The organism is Cupriavidus pinatubonensis (genome assembly GCF_019602855.1).
GTDB classification, from domain to species: domain Bacteria; phylum Pseudomonadota; class Gammaproteobacteria; order Burkholderiales; family Burkholderiaceae; genus Cupriavidus; species Cupriavidus pinatubonensis.
The window spans coordinates 2,627,013-2,653,268 of the sequence record NZ_CP080767.1 but is presented as its reverse complement, the minus strand read 5'-3'; the positions used below and the strand labels follow the sequence as shown (position 1 = coordinate 2,653,268).

Sequence of the window (26,256 nt, the reverse complement as noted above, 5' to 3'; positions counted from 1 at the left end):
AGTAGCGCCGCTCGCATCGCAGTCAAAATTTGCGCCCTTGCCCGCGAGGCAAGGCCGCTGACCTGAAGAGCCCAGACATGTACGACCTGCCCGATTCCCGTGGCCATTTCGGCCCCTATGGCGGCACCTTCGTCTCCGAGACGCTGGTCCACGCACTCGATGAGTTGCGCGAGGCCTATGCCCATTACCAGCAAGACGCCGAGTTCGACGCCGAATTCCGCCGCGAGCTGAAGCACTTCGTCGGCCGTCCGTCGCCGATCTATCATGCGCAGCGCTGGAGCGAGCTGCTCGGCGGCGCGCAGATCTACCTCAAGCGCGAGGACCTGAACCACACCGGCGCCCACAAGATCAACAACGTGATCGGCCAGGCACTGCTGGCCAAGCGCATGGGCAAGAAGCGCGTGATCGCCGAGACCGGCGCCGGCCAGCACGGCGTTGCCACGGCCACTATCGCCGCACGCTTCGGCATGGAGTGCGTGGTCTACATGGGCTCCGAGGATGTCAAGCGCCAGGCCGCGAACGTCTATCGCATGAAGCTGCTCGGCGCGACCGTCGTTCCGGTGGAAAGTGGCTCGCGCACGCTCAAGGATGCGCTCAATGAAGCGATGCGCGACTGGGTGACCAACGTCGAGACCACGTTCTACATCATTGGTACCGTGGCCGGCCCGCACCCGTACCCGATGATGGTGCGCGATTTCCAGTGCGTGATCGGCGAGGAAGCCAAGGTGCAGATGCCCGAGATGACTGGCCGCCAGCCGGATGCCGTGATCGCCTGCGTGGGCGGCGGCTCGAATGCAATGGGCATCTTCTATCCGTACATCGAGCACAAGGACGTCCAGCTGATCGGTGTCGAAGCCGCCGGCGATGGGCTGGACACGGGGCGCCATGCAGCGGCACTGATCGGCGGTACGCCGGGCGTGCTGCATGGCAACCGCACCTACCTGCTGCAGGACGAAAATGGGCAGATCATCGAGACGCATTCGGTGTCGGCCGGTCTGGACTATCCGGGCGTCGGTCCCGAGCACGCGTGGCTCAAGGACATCGGCCGCGCGCAGTATGTGCCGATCACCGATGAGGAGGCGCTCAAGGCCTTCCACGATTGCTGCCGCATCGAGGGCATCATCCCCGCGCTGGAATCGAGCCATGCGATCGCCTACGCGTGCAAGCTCGCGCCGACACTGCCCAAGGACAAGCTGCTGCTGGTGAACCTGTCCGGCCGCGGCGACAAGGACATGCACACCGTCGCCGAACGCTCGGGGCTCAAGCTCTGATGCGCGCGCTGCCACCTTCCGTACCGTCGGAGCTGGCCCTGGGCGGGGCTTCGGACCTGCCCGGTGCGCCGGACGCGCCTGCGCTGCAGCTGTTCCAGGAAGACATGTTCGAAGGCATTGCACGCCTGCCGGACGGCTCGGTCGACCTTGTCGTCGCCGATCCGCCCTATGGGTTGGGCAAGGACTACGGCAATGATTCCGACCTGCTGTCGGGCGATGCCTACCTCGAATGGTCCGAGCGCTGGATGGATGCCGTCTGCCCAAAGCTGGCGCCGAAGGGCACCCTGTACCTGTTCTGCACGTGGCAGTATTCGCCGGAGCTGTTCGTGATGCTCAAGCGCCGCCTGACGATGATCAACGAGATCATCTGGGACCGTCGCGTGCCGAGCATGGGCGGCACCACGCGCAAGTATTCGTCGGTGCACGACAACATCGGCTTCTTCGCCAGGGCGCGCGATTACTACTTCGACCTGGACCCGGTGCGAATTCCGTACGACCCGGAGACCAAGAAGGCGCGCAGCCGCCCGCGTTTCGAGGGCAAGAAGTGGCTCGAGATGGGCTACAACCCGAAGGACCTGTGGAGCATCTCGCGCATCCACCGCCAGGATCCCGAGCGCGCCAATCACCCGACGCAGAAGCCGCTGGAAATCGTCGAGCGCATGGTGCTGTCGAGCTGCCCGCCGGGCGGGCTGGTGCTGGACCCGTTCGCGGGCAGCGGCACTACCGCGGTGGCGTGCCTGCGCCATGGCCGGCGCTTCGCGGGCTTCGAGATCAATCCCGAGTATGTCGAGGTGGCGCGCGGGCGTGTGGCCGCGGCCGCGCAACTGGCCAGGTCCGAGGCGGACCGCAACCCAACATCGGCGGCTGCCAATGACGAGGATTCGTCGGCGCAGCTGCCTCACCTGATTCCCTGATATGTCACGCATCCAGAAGACATTCGCGGCTCTCGCCGCGCAGAACAAGAAGGGCCTGATTCCGTTCATTACCGCAGGCGACCCGGAACCGGGGCTGACGGTGGACCTGATGCACGCACTCGTTGCCGGCGGCGCCGACGTGATCGAGCTCGGCGTGCCGTTCTCCGATCCGATGGCCGATGGCCCGGTGATCCAGCGCGCCTCCGAGCGCGCGCTCGCCAATGGCGTGTCGCTCACGCAGGTGCTGCAGTGGGTGCGTGAATTCCGCCAGACCAATGCCGATACGCCGGTCGTGCTGATGGGCTATGCCAACCCGATCGAGCGCATGGGCGAGGCCGCATTTGCCAAGGCCGCTGGTGCTGCTGGCGTGGACGGCGTGCTCGTGGTCGACTATCCGCCGGAAGAGTGCGAGTCGTTCGCCGTGCTGATGCGCGACAACGGCATCGATCCGATCTTCCTGCTGGCGCCGACTTCGACGGATGCGCGCATCGAGGCCGTTGGCAAGGTGGCGAGCGGCTATGTCTACTACGTCTCGCTCAAGGGCGTGACCGGTTCGGCCACGCTGGATCTCGACAGTGTCGCGGCACGCCTCCCACTGATCAAGAAGCACGTGAACCTGCCTGTTGGCGTGGGCTTTGGCATCCGTGATGCGCAGACGGCACGCGCGATCGGCAGCGTGGCGGACGCCGTGGTGATCGGTAGCCGGCTGGTTCAGCTGCTCGAAGATGCGCCGCGCGGCCACGCGGTAGAATCGCTGCGTGCGTTCATCGCCGGAATTCGCGAGGCGCTGGACGCCTGAAGTGATGAGTTGGCTGCCTGATGGTGGCGAAAAAGTGCCGGAGCCTGCGCGCCATGCGTGTTCTGCTTCGGCCGAACCATGCCGGCATGGTAAATTCTCGGGTTGATTCCCTGCCGTTCCTCCGGTTTCACCGGGCCAATGCGTAGCGCAAGTCGCGCATCGCGAGCGGCAGTCATCCGAAAGGAGCTTTCATGAGCTGGTTGGATAAACTCCTGCCTCCCAAGATTCAACAGACCGACCCCCGTACCCGCAAGGGCATTCCCGAGGGGTTGTGGGTCAAGTGCCCGTCGTGCGAGTCCACCCTGTACCGGACCGACGTCGAGGCCAACCTGCACGTCTGCCCGAAGTGCGACCACCATATGCGCATCAGCGCGCGCGCGCGCCTGGACGCGCTGCTCGACGCCGAAGGCCGCTATGAAATCGGCCAGGAAATCGTGCCGGTGGACGCACTCAAGTTCAAGGACAGCAAGAAGTACCCCGACCGCATCAAGGCCGCCATGGACGAGACCGGCGAGACCGATGCGATGGTCGTGATGGGCGGTGCGATCCACACCATTCCGGTGGTGGCGAGCTGCTTCGAGTTCGAGTTCATGGGTGGCTCGATGGGCTCCGTGGTCGGCGAGCGCTTCGTGCGTGGCGCCCAGGCGGCGCTCGAGCAAAAGGTGCCGTTCATCTGCTTTACCGCCACGGGCGGTGCGCGCATGCAGGAAAGCCTGCTGTCGCTGCTGCAGATGGCCAAGACCACGGCGATGCTGAACCAGCTTTCGGCATCGAAGCTGCCTTTCATCAGCGTGCTGACCGACCCGACCATGGGTGGCGTGTCGGCCAGCTTCGCGTTCCTCGGCGATGTCGTGATCGCCGAGCCGAAGGCGCTGATCGGCTTTGCCGGCCCGCGCGTGATCGAGCAGACCGTGCGCGAAAAGCTGCCGGAAGGCTTCCAGCGCGCCGAATTCCTGCTGCAGAAGGGCGCCATCGACATGATCGTCGACCGCCGCAAGCTGCGCGCCGAGCTGGCGCAGTTGCTTGCGCTGCTGCAGAAGCAGCCGGCGGACGCGGTCGCGTAAGAGCGGCCGGATGGCACAGGCAAGGGCGCGGGCGGTTGACGCGCCTTTTGCTTTTCCTGGCGCCGAGGCAATGTCAGCTCCGGCCTTGACTTTCAGGCCGGCTGGCCAAATCTAGAAGCAAAGCATTTCCACCCCCCTTCATGCCTGTCTTCCACAACCTTCCCGAATGGCTCGCCCATCTCGAAACCGCCCATCCCGTGGGCATCGACATGGGCCTGACCCGTATCACGCGCGTCAAGGAAGCGCTGGGCCTGCGCATTGATGCCGTGGTGTTCACGGTCGGCGGTACCAACGGCAAAGGCTCGACCTGCGCCATGCTGGAGCGCATCATGCTGGAAGCCGGCTACAAGGTGGGCTGCCATACCTCACCGCATCTGGTGACGTTCAACGAGCGCGCGCGCCTCAATGGCGAGATGGCGACGGATGCGCAACTGCTGCCGCACTTCGAGGCCGTGGAGCGTGCCCGCACCAGCTTTGCAGACCCGATCAGCCTGACGTATTTCGAGTTCACCACGCTGGCGATCATCCATATGTTCGCGGCGGCCGGGCTGGACGCGATGATCCTGGAAGTGGGCCTGGGTGGGCGACTCGATGCGGTCAACGTGATCGATACGGATTGTGCCGTGATCACCAGCGTCGATATCGACCACACGCAATACCTCGGCGACACGCGCGAGAAGATCGGCTTCGAGAAGGCTGGCATTTTCCGTCCGGACGTGCCGGCGATCTGTGGCGATCCGGTGCCGCCACAGTCGTTGATCGACCATGCCGAGGCGATCGGCGCCGACCTGTGGCTGGTCGGGCGCGATTTCCGCCACCAGGCCGCCAAGGGCCAGGAGCGCCAACAGTGGGACTGGAGCGGACGCGAGCGCAAGCTTAACGGGCTTGGCTATCCGGCGTTGCGCGGCGCGAATCAATTGCTGAACGCTTCGGCTGCACTGGCAGCGCTGCAGGCGATGCGTGCGCAGTTGCCCGTGAGTGCGCAGGAAGTCCGCAACGGCCTGGCCTTCGTGGAGCTGCCCGGGCGCTTCCAGGTGCTTCCGGGACGCCCGGCGGTGATCCTCGACGTGGCGCATAACCCGCATGCGGCCGCCACGCTGGGCCAGAACCTGGAAAACATGGGCTTCTTCCGCTACACCTACGCGGTGTTCGGCGCCATGCAGGACAAGGATCTCGCGGGTGTCCTGCGCCAGGTGGCCGACAAGGTGGATCACTGGTGCCTGTGCGACCTGCCGACCGAGCGCGCGGCAACTGCCGCCGATTTGCTGCAGAAGCTCGAAGAGGGCGGTTTCCAGCCGGGGCCGGATGCCACGGCGGCCTGTTTTTCCAGCCCCGAAGCCGCTTACCGCGATGCCATCGAGAGAGCGACCGAGAATGATAGAATTCTGGTCTTCGGATCGTTCTATACCGTTGCCGGCGTAATGGCATACCGCGCCACTCAGGCAAACTAGCGCAGCGCCGCACACGAAAGTGCGGCACAAGTTCGCGGCAATCGAGCGACAAACCAGCGGCCGGCACGGAGCGAATCCGACGGCCGCCGCACCGAACCAATCTATGGGCCTGCTTTCGCTGTTTTCTTCCCGCAAGGGCAACGACCCGGCACCCGAGCGTACGCGCAGGCAGCGTACCGACCCTGGTGCAGGCATCGCCTCGTCGCGTCGACTCGCGGAGGAATATGCCGACGACACGCTGGATCCCGAATTTCCGCAGAAGCAGCGCGCACGCCGCCGCCTGATCGGTGCCGTGGTGCTGGTGGTGGCCGCGGTCATCGTGCTGCCCATCATCTTCGAAACCAAGCCGCGCCCGGTGTCCGACGATGTGTCGGTGAAAGTCACAGGCGGCCAGGGTGCACAGAAGCCGAAGGTTGAAGCCCGCAAGGCGGATCCGTTGCCGCCGGCGCCGCAGTCCCAGCAGGCTCGGGGCGACACCGCGGAAGCACTCGACGCTGGCGAAGAAGTGGTCAGCGCGCCGTCAAAGCCGGCCCCCGCCGCGGACAAGCCCGCGGCACGTACCGATACCAAGCCCGCCGAGACCAAGACGGCGGATGCCAAGCCGCAAGGCAGCGGCAAGTACCTGATCCTGATTGGCGCTTTCTCTTCGGAAGAGAGGGCAAAGAACTGGCTGGCCAAGCTCAAGGCGAGCAAGGTGCCGGCGTATGTCGAACGGAAAGTCCTGGCTGACGGCGAGCGTATCCTGCTGCGCGCGGGCCCCTTCAACGACCGTGATGCCGCCGACGCCGCCGACAAGCGCGTACGCGCGACCGGGCTCGCGTCGAAGGTGGTGGAACAGTAAGCCTGCGTGGCCGCGCGATGCGGCCGCCTGCAACGATGCAGCCGACTTTCTTCGACTACGCTGTCGTCTTCATCCTGCTTGCTTCCGGCCTGATCGGCGTGCTGCGCGGACTGGTCCGCGAGGTGCTGTCGCTGATCGGCTGGGTGGTGGCGTTCTGGGTTGCCTACCGGTTTGGTGGCGTGGCCGCCGGATGGATGCCGGAATCGCTGCCCGGCGGCGAGATCGCGCGCCACGCGCTGGGCTTCGTGACCTTGCTGATCGGCACGGTGATCGGCGCGGCGCTGGCGGGCACGGTGGTCGGCCAGCTGCTGGAAAGCACCGGCCTGAAGCCGGCGGACCGCGGACTCGGCCTGGTGTTCGGCCTGCTGCGCGGCGCGCTGATCGTGATGCTGCTGGTCACGCTGGCCGGACTGACGAAATTGCCGGAAGAGGAATTCTGGCGCGACGCGTTGAGCCGCCCCTATGTGATGCAGGCTATGGAATCGCTGAAACCATGGCTGCCACCGGAGCTGGCGAAGTACGTCAAGACATGACACTGAGGCCCGGCACCGATGCCTGGCCGGTACGAAACGCAGGCCCTGTCCTCAGGACCGGGCTGCGCCCCTGATTCAAAGCCTTTCCTGGGAGCATGGCATGTGCGGTATCGTCGGCGCGGTCTCTACCTCGCCCGTCAACCAATTGATTTACGACAGCCTGCTGTTGTTGCAACACCGCGGACAGGATGCTGCCGGCATCGCCACCGCCAACGGCAGTACTTTCCACATGCACAAGGCCAACGGCCTCGTGCGCGACGTGTTCCGGACCCGCAATATGCGCGGCCTGCCGGGCACCGCCGGCATCGGTCAGGTGCGTTACCCGACCGCGGGCTCCGCCTCCAGCGAAGAAGAGGCACAGCCGTTCTACGTCAATGCGCCGTATGGCATCATCCTGGCCCACAACGGCAACCTGACCAACTGGCAGCAACTGCGCGAGGAAATGTTCCGCCGCGACCGCCGCCACATCAATACGCACTCGGATACCGAGGTGCTGCTCAATGTGCTCGCTGACGAACTGCAGCGCGCGAGCCAGGGCATGGCGCTGGATCCGGAAACGATCTTCAAGGCCGTTTCCGGCATGCACCGCCGCGTGAAGGGCTCGTACGCCATTGCCGCGCAGATCGCCGGTTACGGCATGCTTGCCGTGCGCGATCCGTTCGGCATCCGCCCGCTGAGTCTTGGCAGCGTGGACACGCCCACCGGCAAGGAATGGATGGTGGCGTCGGAGTCGGTGGCGCTGGAAGGCATCGGCTATCGCATGGAGCGCGACGTGGCGCCCGGCGAGGCCATCTTCATCGACCTCGACGGCAAGCTGTACAGCAAGCAGTGCGCGGACAACCCCGTGCTGACGCCGTGCATCTTCGAGTACGTCTACCTGGCCCGTCCGGATTCGTGCATCGATGGCGTGCCCGTCTATGACGCCCGCCTGCGCATGGGCGACTACCTGGCCGAAAAGATCCGCCAGGAAGTGTCGGCCGGCGACATCGACGTGGTCATGCCGATTCCCGATTCCAGCCGCCCGGCCGCCATGCAGGTAGCCAACCGGCTGGGCGTGGGCTATCGCGAAGGTTTCTTCAAGAACCGCTACGTGGGCCGCACCTTCATCATGCCGGGCCAGGCGGTGCGCAAGAAGTCGGTGCGCCAGAAGCTCAACGCGATGGCCGTCGAGTTCAAGGGCAAGAACGTGCTGATCGTCGATGACTCGATCGTGCGCGGCACCACGTCGTTCGAGATCGTGCAGATGGCGCGCGACGCCGGCGCCAACAAGGTCATCTTCGCCTCGGCCGCGCCGCCGGTGAAGTACCCGAACGTGTACGGCATTGACATGCCGACGCGCAGCGAGTTGGTGGCCCATGGCCGCACGCACGAAGAGATCGCCAAGATCATCGGCGCCGACAAGCTGGTGTACCAGGACGTGGAAGCGATGAAGCAGGCTGTACGCGACATCAACCCCGCGTTGAACGACTTCGACGCGTCGTGCTTCGATGGCCGCTACGTTACCGGCGACATCGACGAGGCCTACCTGGATCGCCTGGAAACGGCGCGCAGCTTGGCTGATCGCGAAGGCACCGGAGACATGGAGCGCTCGCAACTGCACCTGCAGCGTTCGGGCGGCAACGAGTAAGCCGCGCCGCGTCCGTGCGCGTTGACGAATGCGAGGCCCGGCCGTAACATGGCCGGGCGTCGATTTGAGAGTCAGCTTGCGGACGCGGGTCCTGCCCGAAACAGCTAAAGAGATAGCCGTCAGAAGGGAAATTCCGGCGCAGCCGCCGTGAAATCCCTAGGTATCCGCAGAATACGCAAGCCCGTCGATCCGACTCTCCGATCGCACGGGCTTTTTTCATGGCCGGCCGTTTGCCGCCGGCTTGTCGAGACCACTGCATTCGCGCGGGTACGACCGCGCCACCAGCATGAACCAACCGCTCAATCCTGAATCGCTTGGCATCGATACCCTTGGCGTGCGCGCCGGCACGCTGCGCAGCGAATACATGGAGCATTCCGAGGCGATGTACCTGACCTCGAGCTTCTGCTTCCACAGCGCCGCCGAAGCCGCGGAACGCTTCGCCAACTCGGAAGAGGGCTTCACCTACTCGCGCTTCACCAACCCGACCGTCTCGATGTTCCAGTCGCGCCTGGCGGCGCTGGAAGGCGCGGAGTCGTGCATGGCGACCGCGTCGGGCATGAGCGCGATCCTGTCGGTGGTGATGTCGCTGATGCAGGCGGGCGACCACCTGGTGAGCTCGCGCGCGATCTTCGGGTCGACCATGACGCTGTTCGGGAACATTTTCTCGAAGTTCGGCGTCGAGACGACCTTCGTCGACCCGGGCGATCTGAACGCTTGGCGCGCGGCAGTGCGACCGACCACGAAGCTGTTCTTCCTGGAGACCCCGTCGAATCCGTTGACCGAGGTAGCGGACATCGCGGCCGTGGCCGACATCGCGCACAACGCCGGCGCCCAATTGATCGTCGACAACTGCTTCTGTTCGCCAGCGCTGCAGCAGCCGATCAAGTTTGGCGCCGACATCGTGGTGCATTCGGCCACTAAGCATATCGACGGGCAGGGCCGTGTGCTCGGCGGCGCGGTAGTCGGTTCGCACGATTTCATCATGGGCAAGGTGTTCCCGTTCGTGCGTACCGCGGGTCCGACGCTGTCGGCCTTCAACGCGTGGGTGCTCCTCAAGGGCATGGAGACGCTGGCCATCCGCATGGAGCGGCATTCTGCCAATGCGCTGGCGCTCGCCGAGTTCCTGGAATCGCATCCGGCAGTGGCACGCGTGTTCCATCCCGCGCTGAAGTCGCATCCGCAGCATGAGATCGCCATGCGTCAACAGAGCGGTGGTGGCGCGATCGTGTCGTTCGAGCTCAAGGGTGCGACGCCCGAGCAGCAGCGTGCGAATGCCTGGCGCGTGATCGACAACACGCGCTTGTGCTCGATCACCGGGAATCTCGGTGATACGCGTACGACGATTACCCATCCGTACACGACCACGCACGCGCGTGTGAGTCCGGAGGCCAAGGCAGCTGCGGGTGTCGGTGAAGGCCTGATCCGCCTGGCGGTGGGACTTGAGACGGTGGCCGATCTGAAGGCCGATCTGCTGCGCGGGCTCGGCGAGTAAGACGACAGCCGCGGAAGGATAGTGCCGGCTCAGGGCGTCTGGGCTGGTGCTGCGTTATCGCTGCCAGCCACGGCCTTGACGCCGGCCTTGGTCACGTCGTAAGTGGTTTCCACCGCCGTCGAAGCGACACTGACGGCTGCGGAGCCCACCGTTGTCACGGTGGAAACGGCAGCGCTGCCTACCGCAATGGTCGCCCCAACGACGCTGCATCCTGCCAGCAAGGCGCCTGTTGCGATCGCGACTAGCCGTGCGGCGACGCGGTATGAGGGTCGGGGAAAACCGGAAAACGAAAACGGCATGCAAGGCTGCCCGGTGGGCACGTAAATAGGCGCCAGGACATCGGGCCCCGGCAACCGGCCGCCTGCGAAGCTCAGCGCAGCAAGCGGCGCCGCAACAGTACCAGCGAAAGCACCAGGGCAACAATGCCGTAGGCCATCAGCACGGCAATATGCAACCCGGCATTGTCGATCGGCCGCCCCAGCATCAGCGGACGGATCAGTGCAACCGCATGCGCGAGCGGCAGGACATTGGTCGCCGCGCGAGCGCCTTCGGGCAACTGTTCGAGCGGGAAGAACACGCCCGAGAGCAGCAGCATTGGCGTCATCACCAGCGTCTGGTAGAACATGAAGAAGTCATAGCCGGGGGCCAGCGCCGTGACGATCATCGCCAGGCTCGCGAACGTGATGCCCGCCAGCACGATCACCGGCAGTGCCAGCAGCGCGCCCGGCATGTGCGCATAGCCGAGCGCCCCGGCCACGAGCATGATCGCCAGCCCCGACAGCACCGCCTTGCTGGCGGCCCACAGGATCTCTCCGAGCACCACGTCGCCGAGCGTCAGCGGCGCATGCATGATCGCTTCCCACGTGCGCTGCACGTGCATGCGCGAGAACGCCGAGTACATCGATTCGAAGCTCGCCGACATCATCACGCTCGATGCCGTGGTGCCGGCGGCGAGGAAGGCGATGTACGACACGCCGTGCACTTGCCCGACCAGCAGGCCGAGTCCGAGGCCAAGGCCGAACAGGTAGATCATCGGATCGGCCAGGTTGCCGATCATTGACGGGATGGCCAGCTTCTTCCACACCATGTAGTTGCGGTACCAGACCATCATCCAGTTGCGCAGATTGCGCGGCAGCAGTGGCTGCGGATAGTGCTGTGCCGATGCGGCGTTGCCGTTGCGGGTGCGGGTTTGCGTCGCTGCGGCAGTTGCCGTGTCCGGACGCGGATCCTGTTCGCTCATGTCAGTCCCTCATCTCGCGGCCGGTCAGCTTGAGGAACACGTCCTCGAGGTTGGCCGGACGGTGCAGGTAGCGTACGCCGCTCTGGCCATGCAGGGCGGCGAGTAGCGGGGCTGGCTCGCGCACGTAGCAGAAGAGCGTCTCGCCGCTCATTTCGGTGCGCTCGGCCAGCGGTGTCAGGCTGCCGCGCAGCGTGTCGAGTTCATCGCCATAGACCTCGACCACATCGCAGCCGATCTGGCTGTCGATCAGGTCGTGTGGCTTGCCTTCGGCAATCTTGCGGCCGCCATCGATCACGCACAGGTAATTGCACAGGCGCTCGGCCTCTTCCATGAAGTGCGTGGTCAGCAGGATGGTCTTGCCGCTGGCCATCAGCGACTTCAGCCGTTCCCAGATCAGGTGGCGGGCCTGCGGATCGAGCCCGGTCGTGGGCTCGTCCATGATCAGCAGGTCCGGGTCGTTGATCAGCGCACGCGCCACGGTCAGGCGCCGGCGCATGCCGCCGGACAGGTCGCGCACCTGGGCGTTGGCGCGGTTTTCGAGCCGGGCGAATTCCAGCAGGGCCGGCACGCGGCGTTCGATCACGGCAGAGGACAGGCCGAAGTAGCGGCCGAAGATGCGCAGGTTCTCGATGACGGAGAAGTCCGGATCGAGATTGTCGAACTGCGGAACCACGCCGACGCGCATGCGTGCCTGCGGCGCGCGCTCGGGAATCGGCTCTCCGCATAGCGTCAGCGAGCCCCCTGCCGGCGTGGTCAGGCCCAGCAGTAACCGCAGCGTGGTGGTCTTGCCAGCGCCGTTGGGGCCGAGCAGGCCGAAGCACTGGCCACGGTGCACCTGCAGATCCAGATCGTTGACGACAACCGTGTCGCCGTATTGCTTGCGCACCTTGCGCAACTCGAGGATGGCAGTCAAGGCAGGAACCGGTAGGCGCGCCGGCGGGGCGCAATATCCGCCATTATGCCGGTCATCGCCGCGCATGACCTGTGATGCACTGCACCATTGCGCGCCGGTCAGCCAGTCGACTTCCAGGCATAAAAAAACCGCCAGCATGCTGGCGGTTTTTTCTGAGCGCGAAACCGAATCAGTAGAGCTTCTTCGGCAGCATTTGCATGCGCAGACGCTTGCGCAGGCGCGCTTCGGCAGCCTTCTTCTTGCGCTTGCGCTCGGTCGTCGGCTTTTCGTAGGCCGTGCGGCTCTTCAGTTCGACGATCAGGCCGGTCTGCAGAATCGCGCGACGGAAGCGACGCATTGCAACTTCAACCGGCTCACCGGGTTTCAAGACGATCTTAGTCAATTCAGTCCTTTAGGGGAGTGCCGCACATGCGGCTGGTTCAAACGAGGGGGAAACTGCGGCCGCCGGAGCAGCTGGTATTGCACGAGGAGCGATTTGCCCTGGTGCACCCCCGCGAACCTGAAAGATGTGGACCTGTGAGTCCGTGCAACCAGTGTCAGGGGCTGATAGCGCCGGGTTCCTTGAACAGCGGGAGCCTGGCAGTACCGGTTTCCGTAAAAAGCTATACGCCCGTAACTATGGCACGTATACGACGCAAATGTCAAGAATGTGCCGCAACAAGGCAGCGGTGAGCGGGTCTTCCGGAAACGGGTTGCGACGCTCGCTGCACATCAATTCGTCGAGCTCTTGCGGGCGCGGCGCCGATGATACGCGAGAACCGGCGACTGCGTCCGGCGATACCGAAGCGCGGCATCGACGAGCACGGCAACGCGCCCGTCTTTATGCGTTCTTTATACCGCTTGCGCCACTTTCTACCCCGTTTTTAGCGCCCGATCCATAAGCTGCCAGACACCAAATACTCACGGATGGCAGAAGTCATGGACGGAGTTTTTCTGATCGCCTTGATCGTATTCGCCGCCGCCACCGCGGCACTGCTGCGGCTCTGCGATGCGCTGGGCAGCCAGGCACCAGATGCCGGCACACAGCACGGCGATGTTCACTACCACGCAGCGCCTGGCAAGCACAGCGCTGCCGACAGGGGGATGTGATGGACTGGGCTGACCTGCTGAGCGGCGCGCTCGCCGCGCTGATTTTCATCTACCTTCTGATCGCGCTCTTCCGCCCGGAGAAATTCTGATGTCGAACGAGTTCCTGGGCCTGCTGGCCCTGTATCTGGCGATCCTGTTCGCCGCAGGTCCGTTTCTCGGCCGCTATATGCGGCGGGCAATGGAAGATGGCAGCTACAAGCTGACCGCATGGGGGCGTCCGTTCGAGCGCGTGATCTACAGGCTCGCCGGCGTGCGCGCCGATGCCGAGATGGGATGGAAGCAGTACACGATCGCCGTGCTGGCGTTCAACCTGCTTGGCGTGATCGTGGTCTACGCCCTGCAGCGGCTGCAGGCCTATCTGCCGTTCAACCCTCAGGGCGTTGGCGCGGTGACGCCGGACTCGGCCTTCAACACCGCCATCAGCTTCGTTTCCAACACGAACTGGCAAGGCTACGCGGGCGAATCGACGATGAGCTACCTGACGCAGATGCTGGCGCTCACCGTGCAGAACTTCTTCTCCGCGGCGACGGGCATTGCCGTGGTGTTCGCGCTGATCCGCGGTTTCGCGCGGCAGAGCAGCGCGACCATCGGCAACTTCTGGGTCGATATAGTCCGAAGCACGCTGTATGTGCTGGTGCCGATCTCGACGGTGATCGCGCTCGCGCTGGTCAGCCAGGGCGTGATCCAGAACTTCGACAGCTACAAGGAAGTCAGCCTGGTGACGCCGGTCGAGTACAGCCAGCCCAAGGTGGATGCGGCCGGACAGCCGGTGCTCGACGCGCAAGGCAAGCCGGTCACCGAAGACCTGAAGACGGACAAGCAGACGCTGGCAATGGGTCCGGTGGCCTCGCAGGAAGCGATCAAGATGCTCGGCACCAATGGTGGCGGCTTCTTCAACGCGAACTCGGCGCATCCCTACGAGAACCCGACCGCGCTCACCAACCTGATCCAGATGCTGGCCATCTTCCTGATCCCCACAGCGCTGTGCTTTACGTTCGGCGAGATGGTGAAGGACCGGCGCCAGGGCGTGGCGGTGCTCGCGTCGATGACGGTGATCTTCATCGCCATGGCCTGCGTGACGTCCATTTCCGAGCTGCAGGTGAATGCTGCGCTATCCGGCCTCCCGGTGGACCACGCTGTATCGGCACTGCAGGCCGGCGGCAACATGGAGGGCAAGGAAACGCGCTTCGGCATGGCGGCGTCGGCACTGTTCGCCACCATCACCACGGCGGCCTCGTGCGGTGCGGTCAACGCCATGCATGACTCGTTCACCGCCATCGGCGGGCTGGTGCCGATGCTGCTGATGCAGCTTGGCGAAGTCGTGTTCGGCGGCGTCGGCTCCGGCCTGTACGGCATGCTCGTGTACGCGGTGCTGGCCGTGTTTATCGCCGGCCTGATGATCGGCCGTACACCCGAGTACCTCGGCAAAAAGATCGAAGCCTACGAGATGAAGATGACCGCGGTGGCCATCCTCGTCACGCCGCTGCTGGTGCTGGTCGGCACGTCGATCGCGGTGATGACGGAGGCGGGCAGGGCGGGCGTGTTCAACCCCGGCACGCACGGCTTCTCCGAGATCCTCTATGCACTGTCCTCGGCGGCCAACAACAACGGCAGCGCCTTTGCAGGCCTGTCCGCCAACACGCCGTTCTACAACACCCTGCTGGCCGCGGCCATGTGGTTTGGCCGCTTCTGGATCATCATCCCGGTCCTCGCGCTGGCCGGCTCGCTCGCGGCGAAGAAACGGCTGCCGGTGACGGGCGGCACCATGCCCACGCACGGCGCGTTGTTCGTGGTGCTGTTGGTCGGCTCGGTGCTGCTGGTGGGTGCGCTGACGTATGTCCCGGCCCTGGCACTGGGACCCGTCGCCGAGCAGCTGCAGGGCGCGGTGACGGCGATTGCCAAGTAAGCGTATTGCGGAGAAACGCATGCAACAAGAATCCATGGCGACGCAGGGCAAGACCGGCGGCGCCGCATCCAGAACCAACGCATCGGCGGCCAATGCCGCCCCGCCATCGGGCGTCGCTAACCGTCCGCACGGCCAGCATCCGCATCGCCCGCCGCGCCGCGGCATGTTCGCTGCCGAACTCGTCAAGCCGGCTTTGCTGGCCGCAGTGAAGAAGCTGTCGCCACGCGATCAGGTGCGCAACCCGGTGATGTTCGTGGTGTATGTCGGCAGCATCCTGACCACTGTCCTGTTCCTCAAGGCGCTGGCTTCGCCGGTGGCGGGCGGCGAAAGCGCCGGCTTCATCCTGGCCGTCTCGGTCTGGTTGTGGTTCACGGTGCTGTTCGCCAACTTTGCCGAGGCGCTGGCCGAAGGGCGCAGCAAGCAGCAGGCGGAATCGCTGCGTGGTCTGAAGACGACTGCCATGGCGCACGTACTCGTGGACGGCAAGCGAGGCGGTGCGACGGAAACGCGCGCGGCTACAACCCTGCGGCGCGGCGACATCGTGCAGGTCCAGGCCGGCGACATGATTCCCGGCGACGGTGAAGTGATCGAGGGCGTGGCGTCGGTGGACGAAAGCGCCATCACCGGCGAATCGGCGCCCGTGATCCGCGAATCCGGCGGCGACTTCTCGTCGGTGACCGGCGGCACGCGCGTGTTGTCCGACTGGATCGTGGTGCGCATCACCACCAACCCGGGCGAGAGCTTCATCGACCGCATGATCAGCATGGTCGAGGGCGCCAAGCGGCAAAAGACGCCGAACGAACTCGCACTGACCATCCTGCTGGTAGGCCTGACCATCGTGCTGCTGCTGGCGACCGCCACGCTGCTGCCGTTCTCGCTCTACAGCGTGCTGGTCACCAAGGCCGGCATGCCGGTGACGATCACCGTGCTGGTCGCGCTGCTCGTGTGCCTGATTCCGACCACGATCGGCGGCCTGCTGTCTGCCATCGGCGTGGCCGGCATGAGCCGCATGATGGAGGCCAACGTCATCGCCACCTCGGGCCGTGCCGTGGAAGCGGCAGGCGACGTCGACGTGCTGCTGCTCGACAAGACCGGCACCATCACGCATGGCAACCGCCAGGCCGCGCGCTTTGTGCCGGCACCGGGCATCTCGGCGCAGCAGCTTGCGCAGGCAGCGTGGCTGTCGTCGCTCGCCGACGAAACGCCCGAAGGCCGCAGCATCGTGACGCTTGCGCGCCAGCAGCAAGGGGTTGCCGCGCCGGACATGGCGCAGCTGCGCCCGGTGTTCGTGCCGTTCACGGCGCAGACGCGCATGAGCGGCGTGGACCTGCGCAATGGCGACAGCGAACGCATCGTACGCAAGGGCGCTGCCGACGCAGTGCGCCGCTTCGTGACCGAACGCGCGGGCAAGTTCCCGGAAGCCGTGATGCAGGCCGTCGATGACGTTGCCGGTGCCGGCAGCACGCCGCTGGTGGTGGCCGAGGAATCCGACGGCAATGTGCGCGTGCTCGGCGTGGTCGAGCTCAAGGACATCGTCAAGACCGGTATCCGCGAGCGCTTTGCCGAATTGCGCAAGATGGGCATCAAGACCGTGATGATTACGGGCGACAACCGGCTTACCGCGGCGACCATCGCGGCCGAGGCGGGCGTCGATGACTTCCTTGCCGAGGCCACGCCTGAAGCGAAGCTCAAGCTGATCCGCCAGTACCAGGGCGAGGGACGCCTGGTGGCGATGACCGGCGACGGCACCAACGACGCGCCCGCGCTGGCGCAGGCCGACGTCGCCGTGGCGATGAACAGCGGCACGCAGGCGGCGAAGGAGGCAGGCAATATGGTCGACCTCGACAGCAACCCGACCAAGCTGATCGAGATCGTCGAGATCGGCAAGCAGATGCTGATGACGCGCGGTTCGCTGACCACGTTCAGCGTGGCCAACGACATCGCCAAGTACTTCGCCATCATTCCGGCTGCCTTTGCCACGACCTATCCGCAGCTCAACCTGCTGAACGTGATGGGGCTGAGCACGCCGGCGTCCGCGATCATGTCGGCGGTGATCTTCAATGCGCTGATCATCGTCGCGCTGATCCCGCTGGCGCTCAAGGGCGTCGCCTACCGGCCGCTCGGCGCGGCGGTGCTGCTGCGTCGCAACCTGCTGATCTACGGCCTTGGCGGCATTCTCGTGCCGTTTGTCGGGATCAAGCTGATAGACATGGCGCTGGCCCTGCTGGGCTGGGTCTGACCCTATTCCTGCATTGAGAGGAACTCATGAATATGCAAGCGCAATCCACGCAATCCGCGCCGGCGGCACCGCTGCAAGGCGGACTGTTGCGGCCCGTGGCGGTGGTTTTCGTCGTGCTGTCGCTGGTGACGGGGCTGTTGTACCCCGGCGTGATCACGGCGGTGTCGAAAGCCGTGTTTCCGGAGCAGGCAGCCGGCTCGTTGATCGTCAGGGACGGCAAGGCAGTGGGCTCGTCGCTGATTGGCCAGTCGTTCTCGGACCCGAAGTACTTCTGGGGTCGCCTGTCGGCCACCGCGCCAATGCCGTACAACGCCGGAGCGTCGGCCGGTTCGAACCTTGGGCCGACCAACCCGGCGCTGACCGATGCGGCACGTGCGCGCATCGATGCGTTGCGTGCGGCGGATCCTGACAACAAGGCAGCGGTGCCGGTGGATCTGGTCACCGCCTCCGGCAGCGGTCTCGATCCGCACATCAGCATCGCTGCGGCGGACTACCAGGCGCCGCGCGTCGCGCGGCTGCGTAGCCTGCCGCTCGAAAAGGTCCAGGATCTGATCAAGGCGAACATGGAATCGCCCCGGCTGGCGGTGCTGGGTGCCCCAGGCGTCAACGTGCTCAAACTGAACCTGGCGCTGGATGCGGCATCGGGCAAATAGGCACGCGGTGCGCGTGGCACAATCTGACTGCGGCTGCCCCCACGCCGGGCGGCGCAGCTGACCATGCCCGAAATGCGATCTCCCGCCGAACGTCCGGATCCGGACACCCTGCTGCAACGCATGCAGGAGGAGGGCGCGCGCGCCGCGCGTGGCAAGCTGCGCGTCTATTTCGGTGCCTCGGCCGGCGTGGGCAAGACCTTTGCCATGCTTGCCGCGGCGCGGTCGCTGCGAGAGCAGGGCGTGGACGTGGTCATCGGCGTGGTCGAGACGCATGGCCGCGCCGAGACCGAGGCACTGATCGATGGCATCGAGCGCCTGCCCATGAAGGACGTGCCGTACCGCGACCGCGTGCTCAAGGAGTTCGATCTCGACGGTGCGCTGGCGCGTCGTCCGGCGCTGGTTCTCGTCGACGAGTTGGCCCATTCCAATGCTGCGGGCAGCCGCCACCCGAAACGCTGGCAGGACATCCAGGAACTGCAGTCGTCTGGCATCGACGTCTGGACGACCGTCAACGTGCAGCACCTGGACAGCCTCAATGAAGCCGTCGGCGGCATTACCGGCATTCGCGTCTGGGAAACCGTGCCGGACGCCGTGTTCGACGGCGCCGACGAAGTGATCCTCGTTGACCTGCCGGCCGACGAGTTGCTGCGGCGCTTGCGTGAAGGCAAGGTCTACCTGCCCGAGCAGGCCCGCCATGCGGTGCGCAACTTCTTCCGCAAGGGCAACCTGATTGCCCTGCGTGAACTGGCATTGCGCCGTACCGCGGACCGTGTCGATGACGATGTGCGTGCCTATCGCCGCGCCGAATCGATCCAGTCGGTGTGGCGCACGCGCGAGGCGGTGCTCGCCTGCATCGGCACTGGCAGCGATGCCGAGCAGGTCGTCAGAAGCGCGCGCCGGCTGGCCGGCCAGCTCGATTGCGACTGCCATGTGATCACGGTAGCGGCGCCACGACTGGCGTCTGTCCCCGATGCCGAGCGCGTGCGGCTGGAGTCGGCGATGCGGCTGGCCGAGGAACTCGGCGCGCGCACCGAGACGCTGGCCGGCAGCGACATGGTGCAGGCGGTGGCCGGCTATGTCCGGCGGCACAACCTGACCAAGGTCGTGCTTGGCCGCACGCCGACGCGATGGCGGCGCGAAGATGACTCGCTGCTGATGCAGGGGCGTTCGCTACTGGCCTGGGTACTATCTCCATTCCTGGGCGCGCGCGCATGGCTGTTCGGCCGCAAGAGCTTTGCCGATGCTCTGTCGGCCGCGTGCCCGGAGATCGACGTGATACGCGTCGCGGCTGATACCACGCGCGTAGACGTCAAGCCCGCCAGCGCGCCGATCCCGCTCGAGGAAAGCGAGGCCGCGCACGCACAGGAGCGTCGCGTGCGCATGCAGTCGTACCTGTGGGCCATTGCGTGGTGCGCCGGCGCGACGGCAGTGTCGATGCTCGCACGGCCGTGGTTCGACCTTGTCAACATCGCCATGCTGTTCCTGGTGGCGGTGGTCGGCGTGGCGCTGCGCCATGGCCGCGCGGCGGCGGCACTGGCCTCGGTAGTTGCCGTGGGCGCATTCGATTTCTTCTTCGTGCCCCCGCGAATGTCGTTTAGCGTGAGCGACGTGCAGTACCTGCTGACCTTCCTGGTGCTCCTGTCGGTGGGCCTGGTCATCGGTCAGCTCACGGCCGGACTGCGCGAACAGGCCGAAGTCGCGGTGCAACGCGAGACCGATGCGCGCACGCTGTACGAGCTCGCGCGCGAACTGTCGTCGGCCCTGATGAACGAGCAGATCGTCTCGATTGGCAGCCGCTTCCTGCGCGCGGCCTTCGACGCACGCTCGGCATTCTTCCTCGTCGGACCGGACGGCCGGCTGCTGCCGCCTGTGGTGGATACGCAGGGACAGGCCGGCGGGCACAGCGACGCGATCGACCGCGTGCTCGCGCAGTGGGTGTTCGACCATGGCCAGCCGGCCGGCACAGGCACCCATACGCTGCCGGCCGGTACCGTGCTGTACCTGCCGCTCAAGGCGCCGATGCAGACGCGTGGCGTGCTGGCCGTCGAGCCGCAGGCGTGGCGCGCATTTGCGCAGCCGGCACTGCGGCGCCAGGTCGATGTATTCGCGACGCTGATCGCCATCACCATCGAACGGCTGCACTACGTGGACGTCGCGCAGCGGGCGCTGTTGTCGATGGAGTCGGAGCGGTTGCGCAGTTCGCTGCTGGCCGCGGTGTCGCATGACCTGCGCACGCCGCTGACCAGCCTGATCGGCATGGCCGAGACCCTGCAGCGCGGCGATCCGCCGCTCGCGCCGCGCGTAGCGGATACGGTCTCGGCGATGCGTGACCAGGCCAGGCGCATGAGCACGATGGTCGTCAACCTGCTCGACATGGCGCGGTTGCAAGGGCGGGACGTGCGCATGCAGAAGGAGTGGCAGTCGTTCGAGGAGCTTGTTGGCGCGGCGCTTGGAGCCTTGCGCGATGCGCTTGTCGGACATCGTGTCGCGGTGGCGGATCTGCACAAGATGCCGCTGGTGGAGTGCGATGCCGTGCTGATGGATCGCGTGCTGTGCAACCTGCTGGAGAACGCCGCCAAGTACACGCCTGCCGGAACCGAAATCCGCATCCGCGCGGAGGTCGTGGACGACGAGGTGCGCCTCGTGGTGGAAGATGATGGCCCCGGCGTGCCCCCCGGCAGCGAACGGCAGATTTTCGAGAAGTTCACGCGCGGTGAACGTGAATCGGTGACAACCGGCGTGGGCCTGGGCCTTGCCGTCTGCGACGCGATCGTGCAGGCGCATGGCGGACGGATCTGGGTCGAGCCTGTGCGCGATGCTGCCACGGCAGGGGCTGGCATCGGTGCACGATTCATAGTGGCCTTGCCGCGCGGCAATCCGCCGGTGATCGAGCCCGAAGCCGCGGACATTCCCGCATAAATCCGCGCGGACACACATAGATGGAGTGCAACAGATGCCTTTCGAGTTTTCGCCCACGGTGCTGCTCGTCGAGGACGAACCTCATATCCGCCGTTTCGTGCGTGCGGCGCTGCAGGCCGAGGGCTGCACGGTGCGCGAGGCCGATTCGCTCAAGCGCGGGCTGATCGAGGCCGGCACGCGCCAGCCCGACCTGGTGATCCTCGATCTTGGCCTGCCCGACGGCGATGGCGTTGACCTGATCCGTGAAGTGCGCACCTGGACCGAAGTGCCGGTGCTGGTGCTGTCGGCGCGCAGTGCAGAAGAAGACAAGATCGGCGCGCTGGATGCCGGCGCCGACGACTACCTGACCAAACCGTTCGGCGTTGGCGAACTGGTGGCGCGACTGCGCGTGCTGCTGCGCCGCCATGCGCGGTCGAACCCGCACGGCTCTGCGCAGATCGCCTTTGGCGAGGTGCAAGTTGACCTGGCCAACCGCATGGTCACGCGTGCCGGAGAGCCCGTGCACCTGACGCCGATCGAATACCGCCTGCTATCGGTGCTGATCGCGCATCGCGGCAAGGTGATGACGCACCGCGAGTTGCTGCGGGAGGTCTGGGGACCATCGCATTCCGAGAGCAGCCAGTACCTGCGCGTCTACATGGGCCATCTGCGTCACAAGCTCGAGGCAGACCCTGCGCAGCCAGCGCATCTGCTCACTGAAGTCGGCGTAGGCTACCGATTTGCAGGGTAGGGCAGCGCAGCGCTTTTTATTGCAATCACTTCCACCGAGCTGTACGCGGGCATCGGCTATGGCCCAGTGTTCCTGAAATACTCCTACGCGCCGACGAACCTGTTCGGGTTTGCCGACAGCAAGCACAGCTGGTATGCCGACCTGTCGGCGAACGTGCCGCTCAATGTGTGGGGACTGACGCTGAACGCGCACGTGGGCTACCAGAAGGTGCAGATCACCGATGCGTCTCGTACACGGACTGGAAGCTAGGCCTGACCAAGGACCTGGGCAAGGGCTTTTCGGTGTCGGTGGCGGCGTATATCGACACGAATGCCGACAAAACCGTCTATACCAATGCCAGGGGAAATTACATGGGCAAGGCGACGGCATGGGCGTCGATCAGCAAGACGTTCTGAAACGTCTGGATGGGCTCTTAATGCGGGGGGAGGGCGTAAAGGCGACTCCAATGCCGCTGCCTGGGCGCTACTTCGATCGCAACGATGCGGAAAGTGCCGCAAGCTCGCTGAAGTGAGAAAAAGAAAAAGGCCGATGCTTTCGCATCGGCCTTCGTCTTGTATCGGATGGCTCCCCGACCTGGGCTCGAACCAGGGACCTACGGATTAACAGTCCGGCGCTCTACCGACTGAGCTATCGGGGAACAGCAGAGAAAGAAATTATAGCCAGCTTCTCATTCCTTCGTCAATACCCTTCGGCATCTTTTTGTTGCCGCCGGTTTGTAATGGCGAGATGACTGGCTGCCGCGGGCGCTGTGCAGAGAAGGCCTGTTTGGCTCTCCGCAGCGTCGCATCCAACAGCGAGGCCGCATTATAGCGGCGCGCCGGACTTACAGCCAAAAGAAAAAAGCCGCCATTTCGGCGGCCTTTTTCTTCGATCGCGGCGGGTCGCGCCGTGATCAGTCGAACACCGGCGATTCCACGCCAAGCACCTTGTGCAGCTTCGGCGAGGTGGTGGTGTACTGCATGTGGATCTTCTTTTCCGGGAAGATATACGGCGCAGCACCGAACGCGGCCAGTGCGGCCTCGTGGAAGCCAGACAGGATCAGCTTCTTCTTGCCGGGGTAGGTGTTGATGTCGCCCACCGCGAAAATGCCCGGGATATTGGTCTGGAACTTCTCGGTGTCCACCTTGATCTGCTTGCGTTCCAGGTCCAGGCCCCACTCGGCGATCGGGCCGAGCTTCGGCGACAGGCCGAAGAACACCAGCACGTCGTCCACCGGCAGGCGGCGGGTCACGCCGTCGGCGCCGGTCACCTTGATCTCGGTGAGCACGCCGTCCTTTTCTTCATAGCCGCCGATCTGTCCGACCAGGAACTGCATTTCCATCTGTTCGCACAGTTCCTTCATCTTGGCGACCGATGCCGGCGCGGCGCGGAAGCCGTCGCGGCGGTGGATCATCACCACCGACTCGGCCTTGCCAACCAGGTCCAGCGTCCAGTCAAGGGCGGAGTCGCCGCCACCGACGATCACCAGGTTGCGGCCGTGGAAGCGGCTCGGATCCTTGACGCGGTAGAACAGCTGCTTGCCGTCGAACTTGTCGATGCCGTCGACCTTCAGCGTACGCGGCTGGAACGAGCCCACGCCCGCGGCGATGAAGATGGTTTTCGTGATGAAGCGCGTTCCGAGCGAGGTCTCGACGAAGAAGCGGCCGTCATCACGGCGCTCGACCACGGCGACTTCCTGTCCCAGGTGGAAAGTGGGGCCGAACGGCTCGATCTGCTTGAGCAGGTTGTCGGTCAGTTCCTGGCCGGTGCAGCTCGGCACGGCCGGGATATCGTAGATGGGCTTGTCCGGATACAGCTCGACGCACTGGCCGCCGACCACCTTGAGGGAGTCGATGACGTGCGCCTTGATTTCGAGCAGGCCCAGCTCGAACACCTGGAACAGCCCGACCGGGCCGGCACCGACAATCAGCGCATCGATTTCCAGCGGCTGGCCGCCAGCGGTACCGGCGTCAGCGGCCTTCGTCGTGTCGGCAACGGGATTGGGAATGCTCAAGTCCATAATCGTCCTGATACGTTGTGGGCACCGCGTGCCCGGCATTGCGGAAAGCGCGTGGGGACGGCTTTCTAGTCAGCTCAGCGCTGCAGGTATTGCAGCTTGTCGGTCGCGTCCTTCCACTCTTCGGCCTCGGCCAGCGGGGCCTTGGTCTTGGTGATGGACGGCCAGTTGCGCGCCAGCTCGGCGTTCAGGTCAATGAACTGCTGCTGGTCGCCCGGAACGTCTTCCTCGGCGTAAATGGCGTTCACCGGGCATTCGGCCACGCACACGGCGCAGTCGATACACTCATCCGGGTCAATGGCCAGGAAATTCGGGCCTTCACGGAAACAATCCACCGGACATACGTCAACGCAGTCTGTGTAGCGGCAACGGATGCAGGATTCGGTGACAACGTGAGTCATTTCGGTTCCAGGAAAACGGGTCGGCTTTTGAATGGGAAACTGGTTTCGGCCACTTATATGTCAGCGCACGGCCGTGCATGTCCGCCGAGGGCGAGCTGCACGGGACGAGCGAGTGCCGTGGCCTTTCAGAAGCCGATATTGTATCCGAGCCTTCTGGCAAGAATAGCGGGTCTATATAGCTGGATCAGATAGTTTTCTTATTTCTTTATGTATATTTGATTGCGAACAGGTCTGTGCCAGGCTGTGCAGTACTGGCACGATGCCATGGTGCCGGAAGCACTTTGCGCGCCGCGTCCGCCGTCGTGGTCCACCAGGAGAAGCTCACCATGCCTTGCCAGCAGCGCTTTGGTTCGTCGGGGTTCGGGAAGCGGGTGTTTCGCCTGACGCTGTACGGGTTAATCGCGCTCCATATGCTGGGAACTGCGCCCGCTGCGACTGCGCAGACATTGTCCGAGCCGGCCATGGCCGATAGCGTGGTATCCCGGCTGGTGGCCTGGCGCACGCGGTCAGATCAGCCGGTGACGCTGGCGGCACTGACGAGCTTCGATTGGGAAAGCTTCAGCGTCACGCGGGCCCCCGCCGGAGATGCCATGGCCAGTTGCGGGCGAGCCGGCCTGTTGCCGTGCGGGCCCGAGCTCCAGCCAGAAGCGGGGCAGATGGTGCAGGTGCTGACCTTCCAACGTTCGGGACGGCAGGTTTATTCCGAGCGCATCATGGCCGAGAATGGTGCCTTCGCCGATCCGTTGCCCGTACACGTGCCGCGCGCGTCGGCTACGCTGGTGTCGTGCCAGGCCACCGACGGGCGCCCCCTGTGGTGCGTGCAAGGCGCTCGGGTCCTCCGGCGTCCACAACCTTTTCTCGATGGCGGCTGAACTGCCATCCTGGCGCACGCCCGCCGGCAAGCGCGGACTTCGGTTAGCATGTGTGCCTGAACCGGCATCGCCGTCTGGCCCGTTATGATCATCCAATCCCTGCTCGACACCGACCTGTACAAGTTCACGATGATGCAGGTGGTGCTGCACCATTTCCCGCAGGCCCAGGTCGAGTACCGCTTCAAGTGCCGGAACGCGGATGTTGACCTGACTCCGTATGTCGACGAGATCCGCGCGGAAGTGGCCCACCTGTGCAGCCTTCGCTTCTCGGATGACGAACTTGCCTACCTGCGTAGCATGCGCTTCATCAAGAGCGATTTCGTCGATTTCCTCGCGCTGTTCCACCTGAACGAGAAATACGTGTCGATCGAGCCGGCGCCGCAGGGCAATGGTGAAATCGAGATTGCGATCCGCGGCTCGTGGCTGCACACGATCCTGTTCGAGGTGCCGCTGCTGGCCATCGTCAACGAGGTTTATTTCCGGGCCACCCAGCCGCAGCCGGACTTCGCCGAGGGGCGTCGCCGGCTGGAACAGAAGCTGACGCTGCTGCGGGCGCCGAAGTACCGCGACTGCGTGATTGCCGACTATGGCACGCGCCGGCGCTTCTCGCGCGACTGGCAGGAGGAAATCCTGCTGGCGACACGCAAGACGCTGGGGGCGCAACTGGCCGGCACCAGCAACGTGCTTTTTGCATACCGGCACAATATGGTGCCGCTGGGGACCATGGCCCATGAGTACCTGCAGGCGTGCCAGGCACTGGGTCCGCGCCTGCGCGACTCACAGGTATTCGCGCTGGAGAACTGGGCGCGCGAATACCGTGGCGACCTGGGCATCGCGCTGTCGGACACCTACGGCTTCGACGCGTTCCTGCGGGACTTCGATCTGTTTTTCTGCAAGCTGTTCGATGGCGTTCGGCATGATTCCGGTGACCCGTTCCTGTGGGGCGAGAAGATGCTCGCGCACTACGCGGCCAATCGTGTCGATCCGCTCGGCAAGACGCTGATCTTCAGCGACAGCCTCGATATCCCGCGCGTGATCGAGCTGTACGAGCGGTTCCATGGCCGCTGCAAGCTGGCATTCGGCGTCGGCACCAACCTGACCAACGACCTCGGCTACACGCCGTTGCAGATCGTCATCAAGATGGTCCGCTGCAACGGCCAGCCGGTGGCCAAGCTGTCGGATACCCCGGAAAAGACCATGTGCGACGACCCCGGCTACCTGGCCTACCTGCGTCAGGTATTCGACGTTAAGGCGTCCGCGTAGCCATTTTCAGCGGCTCGGAGAGACGGGCGCGGTAGGGTGCGTC

Annotated in this window: 25 protein-coding genes, 1 tRNA gene and 1 pseudogene; 20 read left to right on the top strand and 7 right to left on the bottom strand. The window is 64.9% G+C overall.

All coding sequences use genetic code 11. From position 1 onward, the window contains the following. The first annotated feature begins 77 nt into the window (after positions 1-77). The 9 genes from trpB (at position 78) to K2O51_RS24945 (ending at position 9,992) form a co-directional block, all read left to right on the top strand. Entirely contained in the window at positions 78-1,271 is a 1,194-nt protein-coding gene (trpB, locus tag K2O51_RS24985) for a tryptophan synthase subunit beta (RefSeq protein ID WP_140951970.1), read from the top strand. Next, positions 1,271-2,185 (top strand): DNA-methyltransferase, encoded by a 915-nt coding sequence (locus tag K2O51_RS24980; RefSeq protein ID WP_011298456.1) that lies wholly within the window; start codon positions 1,271-1,273, stop codon positions 2,183-2,185. The genes trpB and K2O51_RS24980 overlap by 1 nt, the downstream gene beginning before the upstream one ends. 1 nt (position 2,186) lies before the next feature. Continuing rightward, positions 2,187-2,984, top strand: coding sequence for a tryptophan synthase subunit alpha (trpA, locus tag K2O51_RS24975; RefSeq protein WP_220630914.1), 798 nt, complete (start codon positions 2,187-2,189; stop codon positions 2,982-2,984). Between the two features lie 191 nt (positions 2,985-3,175). Further along, positions 3,176-4,048: an acetyl-CoA carboxylase, carboxyltransferase subunit beta gene (accD, locus tag K2O51_RS24970; protein ID WP_011298454.1), complete on the top strand. Its 873-nt coding sequence runs from the start codon at positions 3,176-3,178 to the stop codon at positions 4,046-4,048. Between the two features lie 140 nt (positions 4,049-4,188). After that, the gene (gene folC, locus K2O51_RS24965; protein ID WP_220630913.1) at positions 4,189-5,499 is read left to right on the top strand and encodes a bifunctional tetrahydrofolate synthase/dihydrofolate synthase; all 1,311 of its coding nucleotides are present in this window, start codon (positions 4,189-4,191) and stop codon (positions 5,497-5,499) included. 103 nt (positions 5,500-5,602) lie between these two features. Beyond that, a complete protein-coding gene (locus tag K2O51_RS24960) occupies positions 5,603-6,340 on the top strand; it encodes an SPOR domain-containing protein (RefSeq protein WP_011298452.1) in 738 nt (245 codons plus the stop codon). Positions 6,341-6,375: 35 nt separating this feature from the next. Next, positions 6,376-6,873, top strand: coding sequence for a CvpA family protein (locus K2O51_RS24955; RefSeq protein WP_041680005.1), 498 nt, complete (start codon positions 6,376-6,378; stop codon positions 6,871-6,873). A 100-nt stretch (positions 6,874-6,973) separates the two neighbouring features. Then, positions 6,974-8,500 carry an amidophosphoribosyltransferase gene (gene purF / locus K2O51_RS24950; protein WP_011298450.1) on the top strand — a complete coding sequence of 509 codons (1,527 nt, stop codon included), beginning with the start codon at positions 6,974-6,976 and terminating at the stop codon, positions 8,498-8,500. A gap of 286 nt (positions 8,501-8,786) precedes the next feature. Then, positions 8,787-9,992, top strand: a complete 1,206-nt coding sequence (locus K2O51_RS24945; protein WP_011298449.1) for an O-succinylhomoserine sulfhydrylase — start codon at positions 8,787-8,789, stop codon at positions 9,990-9,992. A gap of 29 nt (positions 9,993-10,021) precedes the next feature. Here the strand turns inward: K2O51_RS24945 and K2O51_RS24940 are convergent, their stop codons facing one another. The 4 genes from K2O51_RS24940 to rpsU all read right to left on the bottom strand — a co-directional run bounded on the left by K2O51_RS24940 (position 10,022) and on the right by rpsU (position 12,527). Then, a complete protein-coding gene (locus K2O51_RS24940) occupies positions 10,022-10,291 on the bottom strand; it encodes a hypothetical protein (protein WP_235679763.1) in 270 nt (89 codons plus the stop codon). A gap of 71 nt (positions 10,292-10,362) precedes the next feature. Beyond that, positions 10,363-11,232: an ABC transporter permease gene (locus K2O51_RS24935; protein ID WP_220630912.1), complete on the bottom strand. Its 870-nt coding sequence runs from the start codon at positions 11,230-11,232 to the stop codon at positions 10,363-10,365. Position 11,233: 1 nt separating this feature from the next. Beyond that, positions 11,234-12,145: a nodulation factor ABC transporter ATP-binding protein NodI gene (gene nodI, locus K2O51_RS24930; RefSeq protein ID WP_041680003.1), complete on the bottom strand. Its 912-nt coding sequence runs from the start codon at positions 12,143-12,145 to the stop codon at positions 11,234-11,236. 169 nt (positions 12,146-12,314) lie between these two features. After that, positions 12,315-12,527 (bottom strand): 30S ribosomal protein S21, encoded by a 213-nt coding sequence (rpsU, locus tag K2O51_RS24925; protein ID WP_008648415.1) that lies wholly within the window; start codon positions 12,525-12,527, stop codon positions 12,315-12,317. A 536-nt stretch (positions 12,528-13,063) separates the two neighbouring features. Between rpsU and K2O51_RS24920 the strand changes: the two genes are divergently transcribed. From K2O51_RS24920 to K2O51_RS24880, 9 genes and pseudogenes are all read left to right on the top strand, one after another. Beyond that, complete coding sequence (locus K2O51_RS24920) at positions 13,064-13,234, top strand: hypothetical protein (RefSeq protein ID WP_220630911.1); 171 nt, start codon at positions 13,064-13,066, stop codon at positions 13,232-13,234. Beyond that, positions 13,234-13,323 (top strand): K(+)-transporting ATPase subunit F, encoded by a 90-nt coding sequence (gene kdpF / locus K2O51_RS24915; RefSeq protein WP_041679662.1) that lies wholly within the window; start codon positions 13,234-13,236, stop codon positions 13,321-13,323. The genes K2O51_RS24920 and kdpF overlap by 1 nt, the downstream gene beginning before the upstream one ends. Continuing rightward, positions 13,323-15,140, top strand: a complete 1,818-nt coding sequence (gene kdpA / locus K2O51_RS24910; RefSeq protein ID WP_220630910.1) for a potassium-transporting ATPase subunit KdpA — start codon at positions 13,323-13,325, stop codon at positions 15,138-15,140. The genes kdpF and kdpA overlap by 1 nt, the downstream gene beginning before the upstream one ends. A 163-nt stretch (positions 15,141-15,303) precedes the next feature. Beyond that, positions 15,304-17,379: a potassium-transporting ATPase subunit KdpB gene (kdpB, locus tag K2O51_RS24905; RefSeq protein ID WP_425333000.1), complete on the top strand. Its 2,076-nt coding sequence runs from the start codon at positions 15,304-15,306 to the stop codon at positions 17,377-17,379. A gap of 26 nt (positions 17,380-17,405) precedes the next feature. Beyond that, positions 17,406-18,032, top strand: a complete 627-nt coding sequence (gene kdpC / locus K2O51_RS24900) for a potassium-transporting ATPase subunit KdpC (protein WP_220630908.1) — start codon at positions 17,406-17,408, stop codon at positions 18,030-18,032. A gap of 63 nt (positions 18,033-18,095) precedes the next feature. Beyond that, positions 18,096-20,951 carry a DUF4118 domain-containing protein gene (locus tag K2O51_RS24895; RefSeq protein WP_220630907.1) on the top strand — a complete coding sequence of 952 codons (2,856 nt, stop codon included), beginning with the start codon at positions 18,096-18,098 and terminating at the stop codon, positions 20,949-20,951. Positions 20,952-20,985: 34 nt separating this feature from the next. Then, entirely contained in the window at positions 20,986-21,681 is a 696-nt protein-coding gene (gene kdpE, locus K2O51_RS24890) for a two-component system response regulator KdpE (RefSeq protein ID WP_011298441.1), read from the top strand. 30 nt (positions 21,682-21,711) lie between these two features. Further along, positions 21,712-22,076 (top strand): annotated as a pseudogene (locus K2O51_RS24885) (TorF family putative porin); the annotation flags it as partial. After that, on the top strand, positions 22,049-22,192 hold the full coding sequence (locus tag K2O51_RS24880; protein WP_166486969.1) for a hypothetical protein: 144 nt from the start codon (positions 22,049-22,051) through the stop codon (positions 22,190-22,192). The pseudogene K2O51_RS24885 and the gene K2O51_RS24880, both read left to right, overlap by 28 nt. Before the next feature lie 50 nt (positions 22,193-22,242). Here K2O51_RS24880 and K2O51_RS24875 read toward each other — a convergent pair. From K2O51_RS24875 to fdxA, 3 genes are all read right to left on the bottom strand, one after another. Then, positions 22,243-22,318: transfer RNA gene (locus K2O51_RS24875), tRNA-Asn, on the bottom strand. Between the two features lie 255 nt (positions 22,319-22,573). Beyond that, positions 22,574-23,680, bottom strand: coding sequence for an NAD(P)/FAD-dependent oxidoreductase (locus K2O51_RS24870; RefSeq protein WP_011298440.1), 1,107 nt, complete (start codon positions 23,678-23,680; stop codon positions 22,574-22,576). 74 nt (positions 23,681-23,754) lie between these two features. Continuing rightward, positions 23,755-24,078 carry a ferredoxin FdxA gene (fdxA, locus tag K2O51_RS24865; RefSeq protein WP_010814656.1) on the bottom strand — a complete coding sequence of 108 codons (324 nt, stop codon included), beginning with the start codon at positions 24,076-24,078 and terminating at the stop codon, positions 23,755-23,757. 326 nt (positions 24,079-24,404) lie between these two features. Between fdxA and K2O51_RS24860 the strand changes: the two genes are divergently transcribed. Together K2O51_RS24860 and pncB are read left to right on the top strand one after the other, a co-directional pair. After that, a complete protein-coding gene (locus tag K2O51_RS24860) occupies positions 24,405-24,950 on the top strand; it encodes a hypothetical protein (RefSeq protein WP_011298439.1) in 546 nt (181 codons plus the stop codon). 84 nt (positions 24,951-25,034) lie between these two features. Then, positions 25,035-26,213 (top strand): nicotinate phosphoribosyltransferase, encoded by a 1,179-nt coding sequence (pncB, locus tag K2O51_RS24855; RefSeq protein ID WP_011298438.1) that lies wholly within the window; start codon positions 25,035-25,037, stop codon positions 26,211-26,213. Positions 26,214-26,256: the final 43 nt, after the last annotated feature.